The sequence below is a fragment of the Klebsiella scottii genome, from assembly GCF_036561945.1.
GTDB lineage: Bacteria > Pseudomonadota > Gammaproteobacteria > Enterobacterales > Enterobacteriaceae > Klebsiella > Klebsiella scottii.
The window spans coordinates 2,711,839-2,726,048 of record NZ_JARXNI010000020.1 but is presented as its reverse complement, the minus strand read 5'-3'; the positions used below and the strand labels follow the sequence as shown (position 1 = coordinate 2,726,048).

The 14,210-nt window shown below is 54.2% G+C and carries 10 protein-coding genes and 7 tRNA genes; 4 read left to right on the top strand and 13 right to left on the bottom strand.

The window, feature by feature from the left end:
* Positions 1-109: 109 nt before the first annotated feature.
* From QFI97_RS20505 to nagB, 12 genes are all read right to left on the bottom strand, one after another.
* A tRNA-Gln gene (locus tag QFI97_RS20505) sits at positions 110-184 on the bottom strand.
* A 35-nt stretch (positions 185-219) separates the two neighbouring features.
* Positions 220-294 (bottom strand) — tRNA-Gln (locus QFI97_RS20500).
* A gap of 44 nt (positions 295-338) precedes the next feature.
* Positions 339-415: transfer RNA gene (locus tag QFI97_RS20495), tRNA-Met, on the bottom strand.
* A 21-nt stretch (positions 416-436) separates the two neighbouring features.
* A tRNA-Gln gene (locus QFI97_RS20490) sits at positions 437-511 on the bottom strand.
* Positions 512-548: 37 nt separating this feature from the next.
* A tRNA-Gln gene (locus tag QFI97_RS20485) sits at positions 549-623 on the bottom strand.
* 22 nt (positions 624-645) lie between these two features.
* Positions 646-730, bottom strand: a tRNA-Leu gene (locus QFI97_RS20480).
* Positions 731-740: 10 nt separating this feature from the next.
* Positions 741-817, bottom strand: a tRNA-Met gene (locus QFI97_RS20475).
* 227 nt (positions 818-1,044) lie between these two features.
* Positions 1,045-2,709, bottom strand: coding sequence for an asparagine synthase B (gene asnB, locus QFI97_RS20470; RefSeq protein WP_095095060.1), 1,665 nt, complete (start codon positions 2,707-2,709; stop codon positions 1,045-1,047).
* 278 nt (positions 2,710-2,987) lie between these two features.
* Entirely contained in the window at positions 2,988-3,740 is a 753-nt protein-coding gene (locus QFI97_RS20465) for an HAD-IIA family hydrolase (protein WP_015584887.1), read from the bottom strand.
* A gap of 51 nt (positions 3,741-3,791) precedes the next feature.
* On the bottom strand, positions 3,792-5,012 hold the full coding sequence (nagC, locus tag QFI97_RS20460; protein ID WP_095095066.1) for a DNA-binding transcriptional regulator NagC: 1,221 nt from the start codon (positions 5,010-5,012) through the stop codon (positions 3,792-3,794).
* Positions 5,013-5,020: 8 nt separating this feature from the next.
* A complete protein-coding gene (gene nagA, locus QFI97_RS20455; RefSeq protein WP_095095069.1) occupies positions 5,021-6,169 on the bottom strand; it encodes an N-acetylglucosamine-6-phosphate deacetylase in 1,149 nt (382 codons plus the stop codon).
* Positions 6,170-6,311: 142 nt separating this feature from the next.
* A complete protein-coding gene (gene nagB, locus QFI97_RS20450; RefSeq protein ID WP_346431884.1) occupies positions 6,312-7,112 on the bottom strand; it encodes a glucosamine-6-phosphate deaminase in 801 nt (266 codons plus the stop codon).
* Positions 7,113-7,424: 312 nt separating this feature from the next.
* Here nagB and nagE point away from each other — a divergent pair, with 312 nt between their 5' ends.
* The 4 genes from nagE (at position 7,425) to QFI97_RS20425 (ending at position 13,447) form a co-directional block, all read left to right on the top strand.
* A complete protein-coding gene (nagE, locus tag QFI97_RS20445; RefSeq protein ID WP_095095072.1) occupies positions 7,425-9,377 on the top strand; it encodes a PTS N-acetyl glucosamine transporter subunit IIABC in 1,953 nt (650 codons plus the stop codon).
* 178 nt (positions 9,378-9,555) lie between these two features.
* The gene (gene glnS, locus QFI97_RS20440; protein ID WP_095095074.1) at positions 9,556-11,223 is read left to right on the top strand and encodes a glutamine--tRNA ligase; all 1,668 of its coding nucleotides are present in this window, start codon (positions 9,556-9,558) and stop codon (positions 11,221-11,223) included.
* A 440-nt stretch (positions 11,224-11,663) separates the two neighbouring features.
* Entirely contained in the window at positions 11,664-13,067 is a 1,404-nt protein-coding gene (gene chiP / locus QFI97_RS20430; protein ID WP_095095077.1) for a chitoporin ChiP, read from the top strand.
* Positions 13,068-13,114: 47 nt separating this feature from the next.
* On the top strand, positions 13,115-13,447 hold the full coding sequence (locus QFI97_RS20425; RefSeq protein WP_095095080.1) for a ChiQ/YbfN family lipoprotein: 333 nt from the start codon (positions 13,115-13,117) through the stop codon (positions 13,445-13,447).
* A 79-nt stretch (positions 13,448-13,526) separates the two neighbouring features.
* Here QFI97_RS20425 and fur read toward each other — a convergent pair whose 3' ends face one another.
* Positions 13,527-13,979: a ferric iron uptake transcriptional regulator gene (gene fur, locus QFI97_RS20420; protein WP_095095083.1), complete on the bottom strand. Its 453-nt coding sequence runs from the start codon at positions 13,977-13,979 to the stop codon at positions 13,527-13,529.
* Positions 13,980-14,210 lie beyond the last annotated feature (231 nt).

The following is a 14,210-nucleotide window of genomic DNA, read 5'->3' as shown; positions in this document are numbered from 1 at the left end:
CCGGCCTGCGCTGCGCGAAGCCGGGGAGGTGCTTGATGCTAGCGTGCGCTGAAAACGGCGGACGATAAAAACAAAAAAGCTCGCCGAAGCGAGCTTTTTTGTTACTAAGTGGCTGGGGTACGAGGATTCGAACCTCGGAATGCTGGTATCAGAAACCAGAGCCTTACCGCTTGGCGATACCCCAACGGGTGCGCTCACAAGTGAGCGACTTTTTTAAATTGGCTGGGGTACGAGGATTCGAACCTCGGAATGCTGGTATCAGAAACCAGAGCCTTACCGCTTGGCGATACCCCAACAATTTTTTTGGATTTATCGAACTGAATCAATAATTCCCTATCTGGTGGCTACGACGGGATTCGAACCTGTGACCCCATCATTATGAGTGATGTGCTCTAACCAGCTGAGCTACGTAGCCAAATCTTATCACATTCTTCGATGGCTGGGGTACCTGGATTCGAACCAGGGGATGCCGGTATCAAAAACCGGTGCCTTACCGCTTGGCGATACCCCAATAACCGTCGCGGTGAACCGCTAACCTCGAAGAAATATGGCTGGGGTACCTGGATTCGAACCAGGGAATGCCGGTATCAAAAACCGGTGCCTTACCGCTTGGCGATACCCCATCCGCGCAACGCTTTCGGTGAATGGTGCGGGAGGCGAGACTTGAACTCGCACACCTTGCGGCGCCAGAACCTAAATCTGGTGCGTCTACCAATTTCGCCACTCCCGCAAAAAAAAGATGGTGGCTACGACGGGATTCGAACCTGTGACCCCATCATTATGAGTGATGTGCTCTAACCAGCTGAGCTACGTAGCCATCTTTTTTTTCGCGTTACCTTATCGGCGTTGCGGGGCGCATTATGCGTATTGGGCCTGCGAGCGTCAACCTCTTTTTCAAGGAAAATCGCCGGAATGTGACTGTTTGGTTAGGTTGCGAACAGCGTGGTGGAATAATCGGCAATTATTGGTTATTTATCGCTTTTAAGCCGTAAATAAAGGCATAAAAAAACGGACCCCGCGGGGTCCGTTTGTCGTCTGGCGTGATTATTTATAGGCCGACTGGTGCACGCCTACCGCGCGTCCTGACGGATCGTTCATGGTTTTGAAGGTTTCATCCCATTCGATCGCTTTAGCCGAAGAGCAGGCGACTGACGGGCCACCGGGGACACACTCCGCGGCGCTTGGCAGCGGGAACAGCTCTTCGAAGATTTCACGGTACAGATACGCCTCTTTCGACGATGGCGTGTTGTACGGGAAACGGAAGCCGGCGGTTTCCAGCTGCTGGTCGGAAATCTGTTTGGCCGCAACTTCTTTCAGCGTATCGATCCAGCTGTAGCCGACGCCATCAGAGAACTGCTCTTTCTGACGCCACGCCACGCTTGCCGGCAGGTAGGATTCAAAGCATTCGCGCAGGATATGCTTTTCCATTTTACCGTTGCCGCACATCTTATCCTGCGGGTTGATGCGCATCGCGACGTCGAGGAACTGCTTGTCGAGGAACGGCACGCGGGCTTCCACGCCCCACGCGGACATCGCTTTGTTCGCACGGGCGCAGTCAAACATATGCAGCGCCTGCAGCTTGCGCACGGTTTCTTCATGCAGCTCTTTGGCGTTCGGCGCTTTGTGGAAATAGAGATAGCCGCCAAAGACCTCATCAGAACCTTCGCCTGACAGCACCATCTTGATGCCCATCGCTTTGATTTTACGCGACATCAGGTACATCGGGGTCGACGCGCGGATGGTGGTCACGTCGTAAGTTTCGATGTGATAGATCACGTCGCGAATGGCGTCGAGGCCTTCCTGCACGGTGAAGTGGATCTCGTGGTGGACGGTACCCAGATGGTTGGCCACTTCCTGTGCGGCTTTCAGATCCGGCGACCCTTCAAGGCCGACGGCAAATGAGTGCAGCTGCGGCCACCAGGCTTCGCTACGCTCCTGATCTTCAACGCGACGGGCGGCGAACTTTTTGGTGATTGCGGAAATGACCGAAGAGTCCAGACCGCCGGAAAGCAGCACGCCGTAAGGAACGTCGGACATCAGGTGGCTTTTCACCGACTCTTCCAGAGCCTGACGCAGTTCGTTTTTATCGGTAACGTTGTCTTTTACCGCGTCGTAATCAAACCAGTCGCGCTGGTAGTATTCGCGGATTTCGCCATCTTTGCTCCACAGGTAGCTGCCGGCCGGGAACTCTTTAATGGTGCGGCACACCGGAACCAGCGCCTTCATTTCTGATGCGACGTAGAAGTTACCGTGTTCGTCGTGACCCATATACAGCGGAATAATACCGATATGGTCGCGGCCGATCAGATAAGCATCCTTCTCGCTGTCGTACAGCGCGAAGGCAAACATTCCCTGCAGATCGTCGAGGAAGGCCGGACCTTTTTCCTGATACAGCGCGAGGATGACTTCGCAGTCCGAACCGGTCTGGAAGGTATAGCGGTCGCCGTATTCTGCGCGCAGCGCCTGGTGGTTATAAATTTCGCCGTTTACCGCCAGGGCGTGAGTTTTTTGTTGGTTATACAGCGGCTGAGCGCCGGCGTTAACGTCAACGATAGACAAACGTTCATGTACCAGAATGGCTTTATCGCTGGCGTAGACGCCGGACCAGTCCGGCCCGCGGTGGCGCATCAGGCGGGAAAGCTCCAGTGCCTTTTTACGCAGTTCTACCGCGTCAGTTTTAATATCCAGTACGCCGAAAATTGAACACATAGCCTTCTCCGTTACCCTGTCGTATTTGATGTTGTGCAGACGTCGTCTTGTTGCGAGGTCTTAGTGCGTGCTTAAGAAAATGCCGCAAAGGAGAGGGCGGTGCAAGGGATTTACGGGGCTAACAGGAAAAAACGCAATTGTGATTGTTGAATATTAAAAAAAGAGCATGTTTTGAGCGGCTTTATTGATGGATATTCAAAAATAAGCTGATTTTATTAGATGAGGGTTTTTAATTGCCGGCGATAAATGAAAAACCACGTCCTGGGACGTGGTTTGGCTTAGAAAATATCAATTTCGGCGACCGACGGATAGATCCACGACGGCCGGAACGGCAGGCTGTCGATATCGTCGAGCGTCGAGACGCCGGACAGCACGAGGATCGTTTCCAGCCCGGCCTGGAAGCCCGCCAGAATATCGGTACGCAGGTTATCGCCGACAATCACGGTTTGCTCGGAGTGCGCCTGCATCTTGTTCAGCGCGGAGCGGATAATCCACGGGCTCGGCTTGCCGACGTAAAACGGCTTGCGGCCGGAGATCTTCTCAATGCCCGCGCACAGCGCGCCGCAGGCCGGGTAGAAGCCGCGGCCGTGGGTGTCCGGATTGGTGGCAATAAAGCGCGCGCCGTTTGCCACAAAGAAGGCCGCTTTGTGCATCATCTCCCAGTTGAAGGAGCGGGTCTCGCCGACGATGACAAAATCCGGGTTGACGTCGGTGATGGTGAAGCCAGCCTTATAAAGCTCGTGGATCAGCGCGCCTTCACCCACAACGTAGGCTTTTTTGCCTTCCTGACGGCGCAGAAAGTCGGCAGTCGCCATAGCTGAGGTATAAAAGGCGCTATCCGGGACGTCAATGCCCGCCGTGGCGAAGCGGTTTGCCAGATCCTGGCCGGTCTGGGACGGATAGTTGGTCAACATCACCAGCGGCATATCTTTTTCGAGAATGCGTTTGATAAATTCAGCAGCGCCCGGTACGGCCACATTGTCGTGCATCAGCACGCCGTCAATATCACAAATTACGTTTTGAATGGTCATGGACAGTCCGACATCGTTGAAGAAAAGCAGAAATTCGTGAACCAGAATACGCTAACTTTCCAGCAAACGCTGGAGCAGGATCCCGTTGAGCATCGCGCGTTTCACCAGCGCAAAGGCGCCGATCGCCGAACGATGGTCGAGCGTGGAACGCACCACCGGCAGATTTTTACGAAACGCTTTTAGCGCCTGGGCGTTAATACAGCCTTCGATGGCCGGCAGCAAAACCTTTTCGGCTTCGATGATTTCACCGGCGATCACCACTTTCTGCGGGTTGAACAGGTTAATGGCGATGGCGATGGTTTTCCCCAGGTGGCGACCGACGTGTTCGATAACCTCGCAGGCCAGCGTATCGCCCTTATTGGCGGCTTTGCAGATGGCTTTTATATTGCACTCATCGACGCTAAGGCGACTCTGATAGCCCTGTTCCAGCAGGTGGCGCACCCGCTGTTCGATGGCCGCATTGGCGGCAACGGTCTCCAGGCAGCCGAAGTTGCCGCAGTGGCAGCGTTCGCCGAGCGGGTCGACCTGGATATGGCCGATCTCGCCCACGTTACCGTTGCGGCCGATAAAAATGCGTCCGTTGGAGATGATTCCCGCCCCGGTGCCGCGGTGGACGCGCACCAGAATAGAGTCCTCGCAGTCCTGACTTGCCCCAAAGTAGTGCTCAGCCAGCGCCAGGCTGCGGATATCATGGCCGACAAAACAGGTGACTTTAAAGCGTTTTTCCAGCGCCTCTACCAGACCCCAGTTCTCAACCTGAATGTGCGGCATGTAGCGGATGACGCCGCTTTCCGGATCGACAAGGCCGGGTAAAATCACCGAGATGGCGATGAGTTCACGGATCTTGCGCTGGCAGCGTTCGCTAAAGGCGGCGATGATGTTCAGCAGCGCGTGTTCGAGGGTTTCCTGGGTGCGTTCCGGCAGCGGGAAGTGCTCCTCTTCCAGCGTCTTGCTGCTTAAATCGTACAGGGTCAGCGTGGCGTCGTAGCGGCCGAGGCGTATGCCGATGGCCTGGAAGCTGCGGGTCTCCGCAATGATGGAGATGGCGCGGCGGCCTCCGGTGGAGGCCTGCTGATCGACTTCTTTGATCAGCCCGCGTTCAATCAGTTGACGCGTGATTTTAGTCACGCTGGCAGGGGCAAGCTGGCTTTGTTCCGCGATCTGAATGCGCGAGATAGGGCCATGCTGGTCAATCAGGCGGTATACGGCCGCGCTGTTCAGCTGTTTTACGAGATCAACGTTACCAATTTGAGCATGTCCGCCTGCTGTCATACTTTTACTTACTCAGTGACGACCTCGTTACCATTAACGATGGTCTTGATGATTTTATAGTCGCGGGTAAAGGCGGTCAGGTTAGCGACCATTCCCGGCGCAATGCTGCCGAGCTGCTTTTCCACGCCAATGGCACGCGCAGGGTAGAGGGTTGCCATCCGCAACACTTCTTCCAGCGCGATACCGCAATGTTCAACGAGATTACGCACGCCTTCAATCATGGTCAGCGAAGAACCACTGAGGGTACCGTTTTCATCTACGCACAGTCCGTTACGGTAGTATATTGTTTTACCAGCAAAAATGAACTGCTCAATATTGGCACCCGCCGGCGCGGTCGCATCGGTTACGAGGCACAGCTTGTCGCCCTTCAGGCGCTTCGCATTGCGTACGTTAGCATAATCAACGTGCATACCGTCGACGATAATACCGCAGTAAACGTCCGGCTCGTCAAAAATAGCGCCCGCCAGGCCCGGCTCGCGACCGGTAATATACGGCATGGCGTTATACAGATGGGTCGCAAAAGTGATGCCCGCGCGGAAACCGATTTTGGCTTCCTTAAGGGTGGCGTTGGAGTGCCCTGCGGAGACGACAATCCCGGCGTTGACCAGCTGGCGAATCACTTCTGGCCCGACGCGCTCCGGAGCAAGGGTCACCTTGGTGATGACATCGGCATTTTCGCACAGGAAGTCCACCAGCGCGGCGTCCGGTTTACGCACGTAGTCCGGGTTGTGAGTCCCTTTTTTTACGATGTTCAGCCACGGGCCTTCAAGATGCAGGCCCAGCGCCTGGTTAGGATATTTTTGCAGGTACTCGCGCATGACGCGCACGCCCTGTTTCATCAGATCGTCGCTGGAGGTAATCAGCGTTGGCAGATAGCTGGTGCAGCCGGATCGTTCGTTGGCCTTCTGCATGATTTCCAGCGTTTCGACGGTCACCGCATCCGGGCTATCGTTAAACTGCACGCCGCCGCAGCCGTTCAGCTGGACGTCGATAAAACCGGGGGCGAGAATGGCGCCATTGACCGAGCGTTGCTCAATCTCGGACGGTAAATCAGCCAGGGAACAGATTCGTTCGATAAGGCCATCAGCGATAACTATCGCATGGTCATCCAGAATTTCATGACCGGTATAGATCCGGCCTTGGGTTAATGCATACATACGACCCCCGGTTTACGCACGCTATCCTTCAAGCCAGCCTCTTTAGCAGACCGTTAATTGACCGTTTTACTGCCGCCTGAATGATTTTGTGCATCAGAAAAAAAGAAATGTCCCGCGGGGGTAGCCGCAGGACGGGACCAGATTACAGCCCTTTGACGTTTTCGGCTTCTAATTCGTTGAAGTATTTCAGCGTCTTCACTTTCAGTTCCATGGTGGACGGCTCGTCGCAAACGATCACTGCTTTCGGGTGCAGCTGCAGACAGGTAATGGTCCACATGTGGTTGACGTTGCCTTCTACCGCCGCCTGCAGCGCCAGCGCTTTCTGATGGCCCAGCACCAGAATCATCACTTCTTCGGCATCCAGCAGGGTGCCAACGCCAACGGTCAGCGCATATTTCGGTACCAGGTCAACGTCGCCGTCGAAGAAGCGGGAGTTCGCCACGCGGGTGTCATGGGTCAGGGTTTTAATACGGGTACGGGAAGCCAGAGAAGAAGCCGGCTCGTTGAACGCGATGTGACCATCGTTACCTACGCCGCCCATAAACAGATTAATTTTGCCGTAGGAGCGGATTTTTTCTTCATAGCGACGACATTCTGCATCGATGTCTGACGCATTACCGTTGAGCAGGTTAATGTTTTCTGCCTGAATATCAACGTGATCAAAGAAGTTGCGGTGCATAAAGCTATGATAGCTTTCCGGGTGCTCCTTCGGCAGGCCAACGTACTCATCCATGTTGAAAGTAACAACGTGTTCGAAGCTGACCTGGCCCGCTTTGTGCATCTCAACCAGAGCTTTGTAGGCGGTAAGAGGTGTACCACCGGTAGGCAGACCCAGTACAAACGGACGGTCCGCAGTCGGTTTGAACGCATTAATGCGGTTAACGATGTGGCGAGCAGCCCATTTGCCTACTTGTTCAGCTGTTACCAGGGGAATCAGTCTCATTCTTCACCTCTATAGTTAAATTATAACCTGGCGGATTGGCGCCAGTACTCTATGAAGAGTATTGCAGTAACTACGCCGACCGGGTCAATCCGTGTTGATTTTTTGAATGATAAAATAAGTTTTCGTTGTTAGCCAGTCCAGGGGAGGGGTTAATACGATATTTGGTGATTATAGTCACAAAAAATACGCGTTTAATTTGCGATACGAATTAAATTTTCACACACTTTGCGGGTAAGTTAAAAAACTGACCTTTTTACACAATAAAAAAATGGCTTTGAGTGAGCCTCATCGGGGTCTCATAGGGGGAATAAGATGAATATTTTAGGTTTCTTTCAGCGGCTCGGTAGGGCGTTACAGCTCCCTATCGCGGTGCTGCCCGTCGCGGCGCTGCTGCTGCGATTCGGTCAACCCGATCTGCTTAACGTGGCGTTCATCGCGCAGGCAGGCGGGGCGATCTTTGATAACCTGGCGCTGATTTTTGCGATCGGCGTGGCGTCCAGCTGGTCTAAAGACAGCGCCGGCGCCGCGGCATTGGCCGGTGCGGTAGGTTATTTCGTATTAACAAAAGCAATGGTCACCATCAACCCTGAAATCAACATGGGCGTGCTGGCGGGTATCATTACCGGTCTGGTCGGCGGTGCCGTTTATAACCGCTGGGCTGGCATTAAGCTGCCTGATTTCCTGAGCTTCTTCGGTGGGAAACGTTTTGTTCCTATCGCTACCGGCTTCTTCTGCCTGGTGCTGGCGGCCATCTTTGGCTACGTCTGGCCTCCGGTACAGCACGCTATTCACGCCGGCGGCGAGTGGATCGTGGCTGAGGGCGCGGTGGGTTCCGGTATCTTCGGTTTCATCAACCGTCTGCTGATCCCAACCGGTCTGCATCAGGTGCTGAATACCATTGCCTGGTTCCAGATTGGTGAGTTCACCAACGCGGCAGGCGCGGTGTTCCACGGCGACATCAACCGCTTCTACGCCGGCGACGGCACCGCGGGGATGTTCATGTCCGGCTTCTTCCCGATCATGATGTTCGGTCTGCCGGGTGCGGCGCTGGCGATGTACTTCGCTGCGCCGAAAGAGCGTCGTCCGATGGTTGGCGGTATGCTGCTGTCGGTCGCTATCACCGCGTTCCTGACCGGTGTTACCGAGCCGCTGGAATTCCTGTTCATGTTCCTGGCTCCGCTCCTGTACCTCCTGCACGCCATCCTGACCGGCATCAGCCTGTTTGTGGCAACGTCGCTGGGTATCCACGCGGGCTTCTCCTTCTCCGCAGGGGCCATTGACTATGTTCTGATGTACAGCCTGCCGGCAGCCAGCAAAAACGTCTGGATGCTGATTGTCATGGGCGTGGTGTTCTTCTTCATCTACTTCCTGCTGTTCAGCGCGGTTATCCGCATGTTCAACCTGAAAACGCCGGGTCGTGAAGATAAAACTGACGACGTGGTGACTTCGGAAGCCAACAGCAACACCGAGGAAGGTTTGACTCAGCTGGCTACGCAGTACATTGCGGCCGTCGGCGGGACTGACAACCTGAAGGCGATTGATGCCTGTATTACCCGTCTGCGTCTGAGCGTTGTGGATTCCGCGCGCGTTAACGATGCAGCCTGTAAACGCCTCGGCGCTTCCGGCGTGGTTAAACTGAACAAACAAACCATCCAGGTTATCGTCGGTGCGAAAGCAGAGTCCGTCGGTGATGAGATGAAAAAAGTGGTAGCACGTGGCCCGGTAGCCGCTACTGCCGCCGCAACCGACAGCGCGCCTGTCGCCGCCGCGGCTGCGAAACCGCAGGCTGTGGCTAACGCGAAAACTATCGCCGCGCTGGTTTCACCCGTTACCGGTGATATCGTGGCGCTGGAGCAGGTCCCGGACGAAGCGTTCGCCAGCAAGGCCGTCGGTGACGGCGTGGCGGTGAAACCGACCGATAAGATCGTTGTCTCCCCGGCTGCGGGTACCATCGTTAAGATCTTCAATACCAACCACGCGTTCTGTCTGGAAACGGAAAACGGTGCGGAAATCGTCGTCCATATGGGCATTGATACCGTCGCGCTGAACGGCCAGGGCTTCAAACGCCTGGTGGAAGAGGGCGCGGAAGTGAAGGCCGGTCAGCCGATTCTGGAAATGGATCTGGACTTCCTTAACGCGAACGCCCGTTCGATGATTAGCCCGGTAGTCTGCAGCAACAGCGATGATTACAGCGCGCTGGTGATTCTGGCGACCGGTAAAGTTATCGCCGGCCAGACGCCGCTGTATGAGATTAAAGGCAAGTAAGGCTCCTGAGTAGAGTTTATGCCTGTGCGGCGGGGGGAAACCTCCGCCGCTTTTTTTTGCAGCAAATGACCCCATAATCTCCTTCAGATACGTATTTTCAGTAACTAATAGTTGTCTCCACGTCCTGCTTGTAAGATCATGTCCCGTTATACGTTGTTTACGCTTTGAGGAACCCACGATGAGTGAGGCAGAAGCCCGCCCAACTAACTTTATTCGTCAGATCATTGATGAAGATCTGGCTACTGGTAAGCACACCACCGTTCATACGCGCTTCCCGCCGGAGCCGAACGGTTATCTGCACATTGGCCACGCGAAATCGATTTGCCTGAACTTCGGCATTGCTCAGGATTATCAAGGCCAATGCAACCTGCGCTTCGATGACACCAACCCGGTGAAGGAAGATATCGAATACGTTGAGTCGATTAAAAACGACGTGCAGTGGTTAGGTTTCCACTGGTCCGGGAAAGTTTGCTACTCGTCTGATTATTTCGACCAGCTGCACAGCTACGCCGTTGAACTGATTAATAAAGGCCTGGCATACGTTGACGAACTGTCGGCGGAAGAAATTCGCGAATACCGCGGTTCGCTGAAAGCGCCGGGCAAAAACAGCCCGTACCGCGATCGCAGCGTAGAAGAGAACCTGGCGCTGTTTGAAAAAATGCGCGCCGGTGGTTTTGCGGAAGGTAAAGCCTGCCTGCGTGCGAAAATCGATATGGCCTCGCCGTTTATCGTTATGCGCGACCCGGTGCTGTACCGCATTAAATTCGCCGATCACCATCAGACCGGCAGCAAGTGGTGCATCTACCCGATGTACGACTTTACCCACTGCATCAGCGATGCGCTGGAAGGCATCACGCACTCTCTGTGTACGCTGGAGTTCCAGGACAACCGTCGCCTGTACGATTGGGTGCTGGATAACATCAGCATCCCGGTTCACCCGCGCCAGTACGAATTCTCGCGCCTGAATCTCGAATATACCGTGATGTCCAAGCGCAAGCTGAACCAGCTGGTGACCGAGAAGCATGTGGAGGGCTGGGACGATCCGCGTATGCCGACCATTTCCGGCCTGCGTCGTCGCGGCTATACCGCCGAATCGATTCGCGAGTTCTGTAAGCGCATCGGCGTGACCAAACAGGACAACACCATTGAAATGGCGTCGCTGGAGTCCTGCATTCGCGAAGATCTGAACGAAAACGCCCCGCGCGCAATGGCCGTTATCGATCCGGTAAAACTGGTTATCGAAAACTATCCGCAGGGCGGCAGTGAAAATGTGACCATGCCGAACCACCCGAGCAAGCCGGAGATGGGCAGCCGCGACGTGCCGTTCAGCGGTGAGATCTGGATCGATCGCGCTGACTTCCGTGAGGAAGCCAACAAGCAGTACAAGCGTCTGGTACTGGGCAAAGAGGTTCGCCTGCGCAATGCCTACGTGATCAAAGCCGAGCGCGTAGAGAAGGATGCAGAGGGCAATATCACCACTATCTTCTGCACCTATGATGCCGATACGCTGAGCAAAGATCCGGCGGACGGCCGCAAGGTGAAGGGCGTTATCCACTGGGTGAGCGCGGCGCACGCGCTGCCGGTAGAAATTCGCCTGTACGACCGTCTGTTCAGCGTGCCGAATCCGGGCGCAGAAGAGGACTTCCTTGCAGTAATGAACCCCGAATCGCTGGTTATCAAGCACGGCTTCGCCGAGCCGAGCCTGGCGCAGGCGCAGGCCGGTAAGGCCCTGCAGTTCGAGCGTGAAGGCTACTTCTGCCTCGACAGCCGCTATGCAAGCGCCGACCGTCTGGTGTTCAACCGCACCGTTGGCCTGCGTGATACCTGGGCGAAGATCGGCGCATAAACCCGCGTCGCCGCATCGTCATCAAAAACGCCGCATCGCGCGGCGTTTTTTTATTTCCGCATTTAGCTGACTCATTTGGTTATTTTCGCGATGCGAATTAATCTTGTTTACAGCTTGTAATATATCCCGCCTGGCCCGTCTGTTATTTTTGTGTAAAAAACCGCTGTAAGCGTTTCCATCTCATCTTTTATCCTGATTTTGCAAATACTTCCGCGCTAAATGTACGAAATCCCAGGCTGTAACAAAAAGACATAGATTATGTGCGCTTTGTCATAATCTTAAGCTTTGGTCGGCGAAAGAGATTGATAATTCGCGTCACGAAAAATAGTCTATCCAGAGTGGATATGCGGATTTTTACCGCACCGCTTTTTAGCAGTCTTATTTATTTTTCGCGGCTTGCCTTTGGCTCCGCGTTTTAAAACGTCAAAGAGGATATGCACATGCGTACGTTTAGTGGCAAACGTAGTACGCTGGCGCTGGCTATTGCCGCCGTCACCGCGATGTCGAGCTGGATCGTTGTTCCGCAGGCCAGCGCAGCAGGTTTTATTGATGATTCCACGTTAACCGGCGGTATCTATTACTGGCAGCGTGAGCGCGACCGTAAAGACGTCACCGACGGCGATAAGTACAAAACCAACCTTTCGCATTCAACCTGGAACGCCAACCTGGATTTCCAGTCCGGCTATGCTGCCGATATGTTTGGTATTGACGTGGCTGCCTTTACCGCAATTGAAATGGCGGAAAGCAGCGAAAGCGGTCACCCGAACGAAATTGCCTTCTCCTCAAGAAATAAAGCCTACGACGAAGATTACTCCGGCGACAAGAGCGGGATTAGCCTCTATAAAGCGGCGGCAAAATTTAAGTATGGCCCGGCGTGGGCGCGCGCTGGCTATATTCAGCCAACCGGGCAAACGCTGCTGGCTCCGCACTGGAGCTTTATGCCGGGCACTTATCAAGGTGCCGAAGCCGGAGCCAACTTTGATTACGGCGACTCTGGCGCGCTGAGTTTCTCCTACATGTGGACGAACGAATACAAAGCGCCGTGGCACATTGAGATGGATGAGTTCTATCAGAACGATAAGAAGACGAAAGTCGATTATCTGCACTCTCTGGGCGCCAAATATGATTTTAAAAATGACCTCGTGCTGGAAGCCGCGTTTGGCCAGGCTCAAGGCTATATCGACCAGTATTTTGCTAAGGCCAGCTATAAATTTGACGTCGCCGGCGCTCCGTTAAGCACCAGCTATCAGTTCTACGGTACCCGCGATAAGGTCAGCAACGGCGGCGCGAACGATATTTATGACGGCACCGCCTGGCTACAGGCGCTAACCTTTGGCTACAAGGTTGCCGACGTGCTGGACCTGCGTCTGGAAGGCACCTGGGTGAAGGCTGAAGGTCAGCAGGGCTACTTCCTGCAGCGTATGACTCCAACCTACGCATCCTCTAACGGTCGCCTGGACGTGTGGTGGGATAACCGCTCAGACTTCAACGCCAACGGCGAAAAAGCCGTGTTCTTCGGCGCCATGTACGACATGAAAAACTGGAATATGCCGGGCTGGGCGTTTGGCGCGTCTTACGTTTACGCGTGGGATGCGAAACCAGGCAAAATGGCGACGCCCGATGCGTACTACAACGCGGACAAACGTCTGGAAGAGTCGGCCTACAGCCTCGATGCCATGTATACCGTGCAGGACGGCCGGGCGAAAGGAACGCTGTTCAAACTCCACTTCACTCAGTACGACAACCACTCCGATATTCCAAGCTGGAGCGGCGGTTACGGCAACATCTTCCAGGATGAGCGCGACGTGAAGTTTATGGTTATTGCCCCGTTCACTATTTTCTGATGCCGTAGCGGCGGGCGTAAGCCTGCCGCCAGCCCGTGAGGTTGATTATGAAGAAGCTATTGCTCATCGCCATCATGGCATCGGGTCTGGTGGCCTGTACGCAGTCACCGGCGCCAAAAGAAGATACTAAATTGAAGGATGCCTACAGCGCCTGCATCAATACGGCAGAAGGGAATCCGGATAAAGTTCAGGCGTGCCAGAGCGTGCTGAACGTTCTTAAAGAGGATAAGCAGCATCAGCAGTTCGCTAATCAGGAAAGCGTGCGCGTGCTGGATTATCAGCAGTGTATCCTGGCGACCCGCACCGGCAACGATCAGGCGGTGAAAGCCCGCTGCGACCAGATCTGGAAAGAGATCCGCAGCAACAATACCCGGCCCTGATTTCCCTCGTACTCCGTATTTGCGGGCATAAAAAAAGCCAACCTGCGGGTTGGCTTTTTGCTGCTTACGCTGCGGGAAACTATTTTTCCACCGCGTCGTGCGCGTGTTCATCTTCGCGGCAATCGCCTTCTGCACAGTGGCCGTACAGGTACAGGCTGTGGTTGGTCAGGCGGATACCGTGACGGTGGGCAATTTCACGCTGACGCGCTTCGATGGAGTCATCGCTGAATTCGATCACTTTGCCACAATCGAGGCAAATCAGATGATCGTGATGATGCTGCTGCGTCAGTTCGAAAACGGATTTACCGCCTTCAAAATTATGGCGGGTAACAATGCCGGCATCATCAAACTGGTTCAGTACGCGATAAACGGTAGCCAGACCGATCTCTTCACCCATGTCGATCAGGCGTTTGTATAAATCTTCCGCGCTGACGTGATGGTTATCCGGCCCCTGCAGCACTTCCAAAATTTTTAATCGTGGAAGTGTGACTTTCAGGCCAGCCTTCTTCAATGCGGTATTGTTGTCAGTCATGCGGAATCTGTCCTGTTGCTAAACGATCTACTTCCATTAGCGGAAGTAATACAGAGAATCACCCGATGTAATGCGTCTCATTATAGAACTGCCATGATGAAATGAAAACCGCAAGCATCGAGCCTTGTATGCTGTCAAAAACGAGGCACACGCTACAAACTGTGTCACGTCTCCTCGTTAAATCAGAGGACATTGTACAGATATGTGATTAAAAGTTAAAAACTTGTAGCT

Excerpts from the sequence above, each read along its gene's own strand:
- asnB (WP_095095060.1), bottom strand. The coding sequence starts at position 2,709 with ATGTGTTCAATTTTCGGCGTACTGGATATTAAAACTGACGCGGTAGAA.
- QFI97_RS20465 (WP_015584887.1), bottom strand. The coding sequence starts at position 3,740 with ATGACCATTCAAAACGTAATTTGTGATATTGACGGCGTGCTGATGCAC.
- nagC (WP_095095066.1), bottom strand. The coding sequence starts at position 5,012 with ATGACAGCAGGCGGACATGCTCAAATTGGTAACGTTGATCTCGTAAAA.
- nagA (WP_095095069.1), bottom strand. The coding sequence starts at position 6,169 with ATGTATGCATTAACCCAAGGCCGGATCTATACCGGTCATGAAATTCTG.
- nagB (WP_346431884.1), bottom strand. The coding sequence starts at position 7,112 with ATGAGACTGATTCCCCTGGTAACAGCTGAACAAGTAGGCAAATGGGCT.
- nagE (WP_095095072.1), top strand. The coding sequence starts at position 7,425 with ATGAATATTTTAGGTTTCTTTCAGCGGCTCGGTAGGGCGTTACAGCTC.
- glnS (WP_095095074.1), top strand. The coding sequence starts at position 9,556 with ATGAGTGAGGCAGAAGCCCGCCCAACTAACTTTATTCGTCAGATCATT.
- chiP (WP_095095077.1), top strand. The coding sequence starts at position 11,664 with ATGCGTACGTTTAGTGGCAAACGTAGTACGCTGGCGCTGGCTATTGCC.
- QFI97_RS20425 (WP_095095080.1), top strand. The coding sequence starts at position 13,115 with ATGAAGAAGCTATTGCTCATCGCCATCATGGCATCGGGTCTGGTGGCC.
- fur (WP_095095083.1), bottom strand. The coding sequence starts at position 13,979 with ATGACTGACAACAATACCGCATTGAAGAAGGCTGGCCTGAAAGTCACA.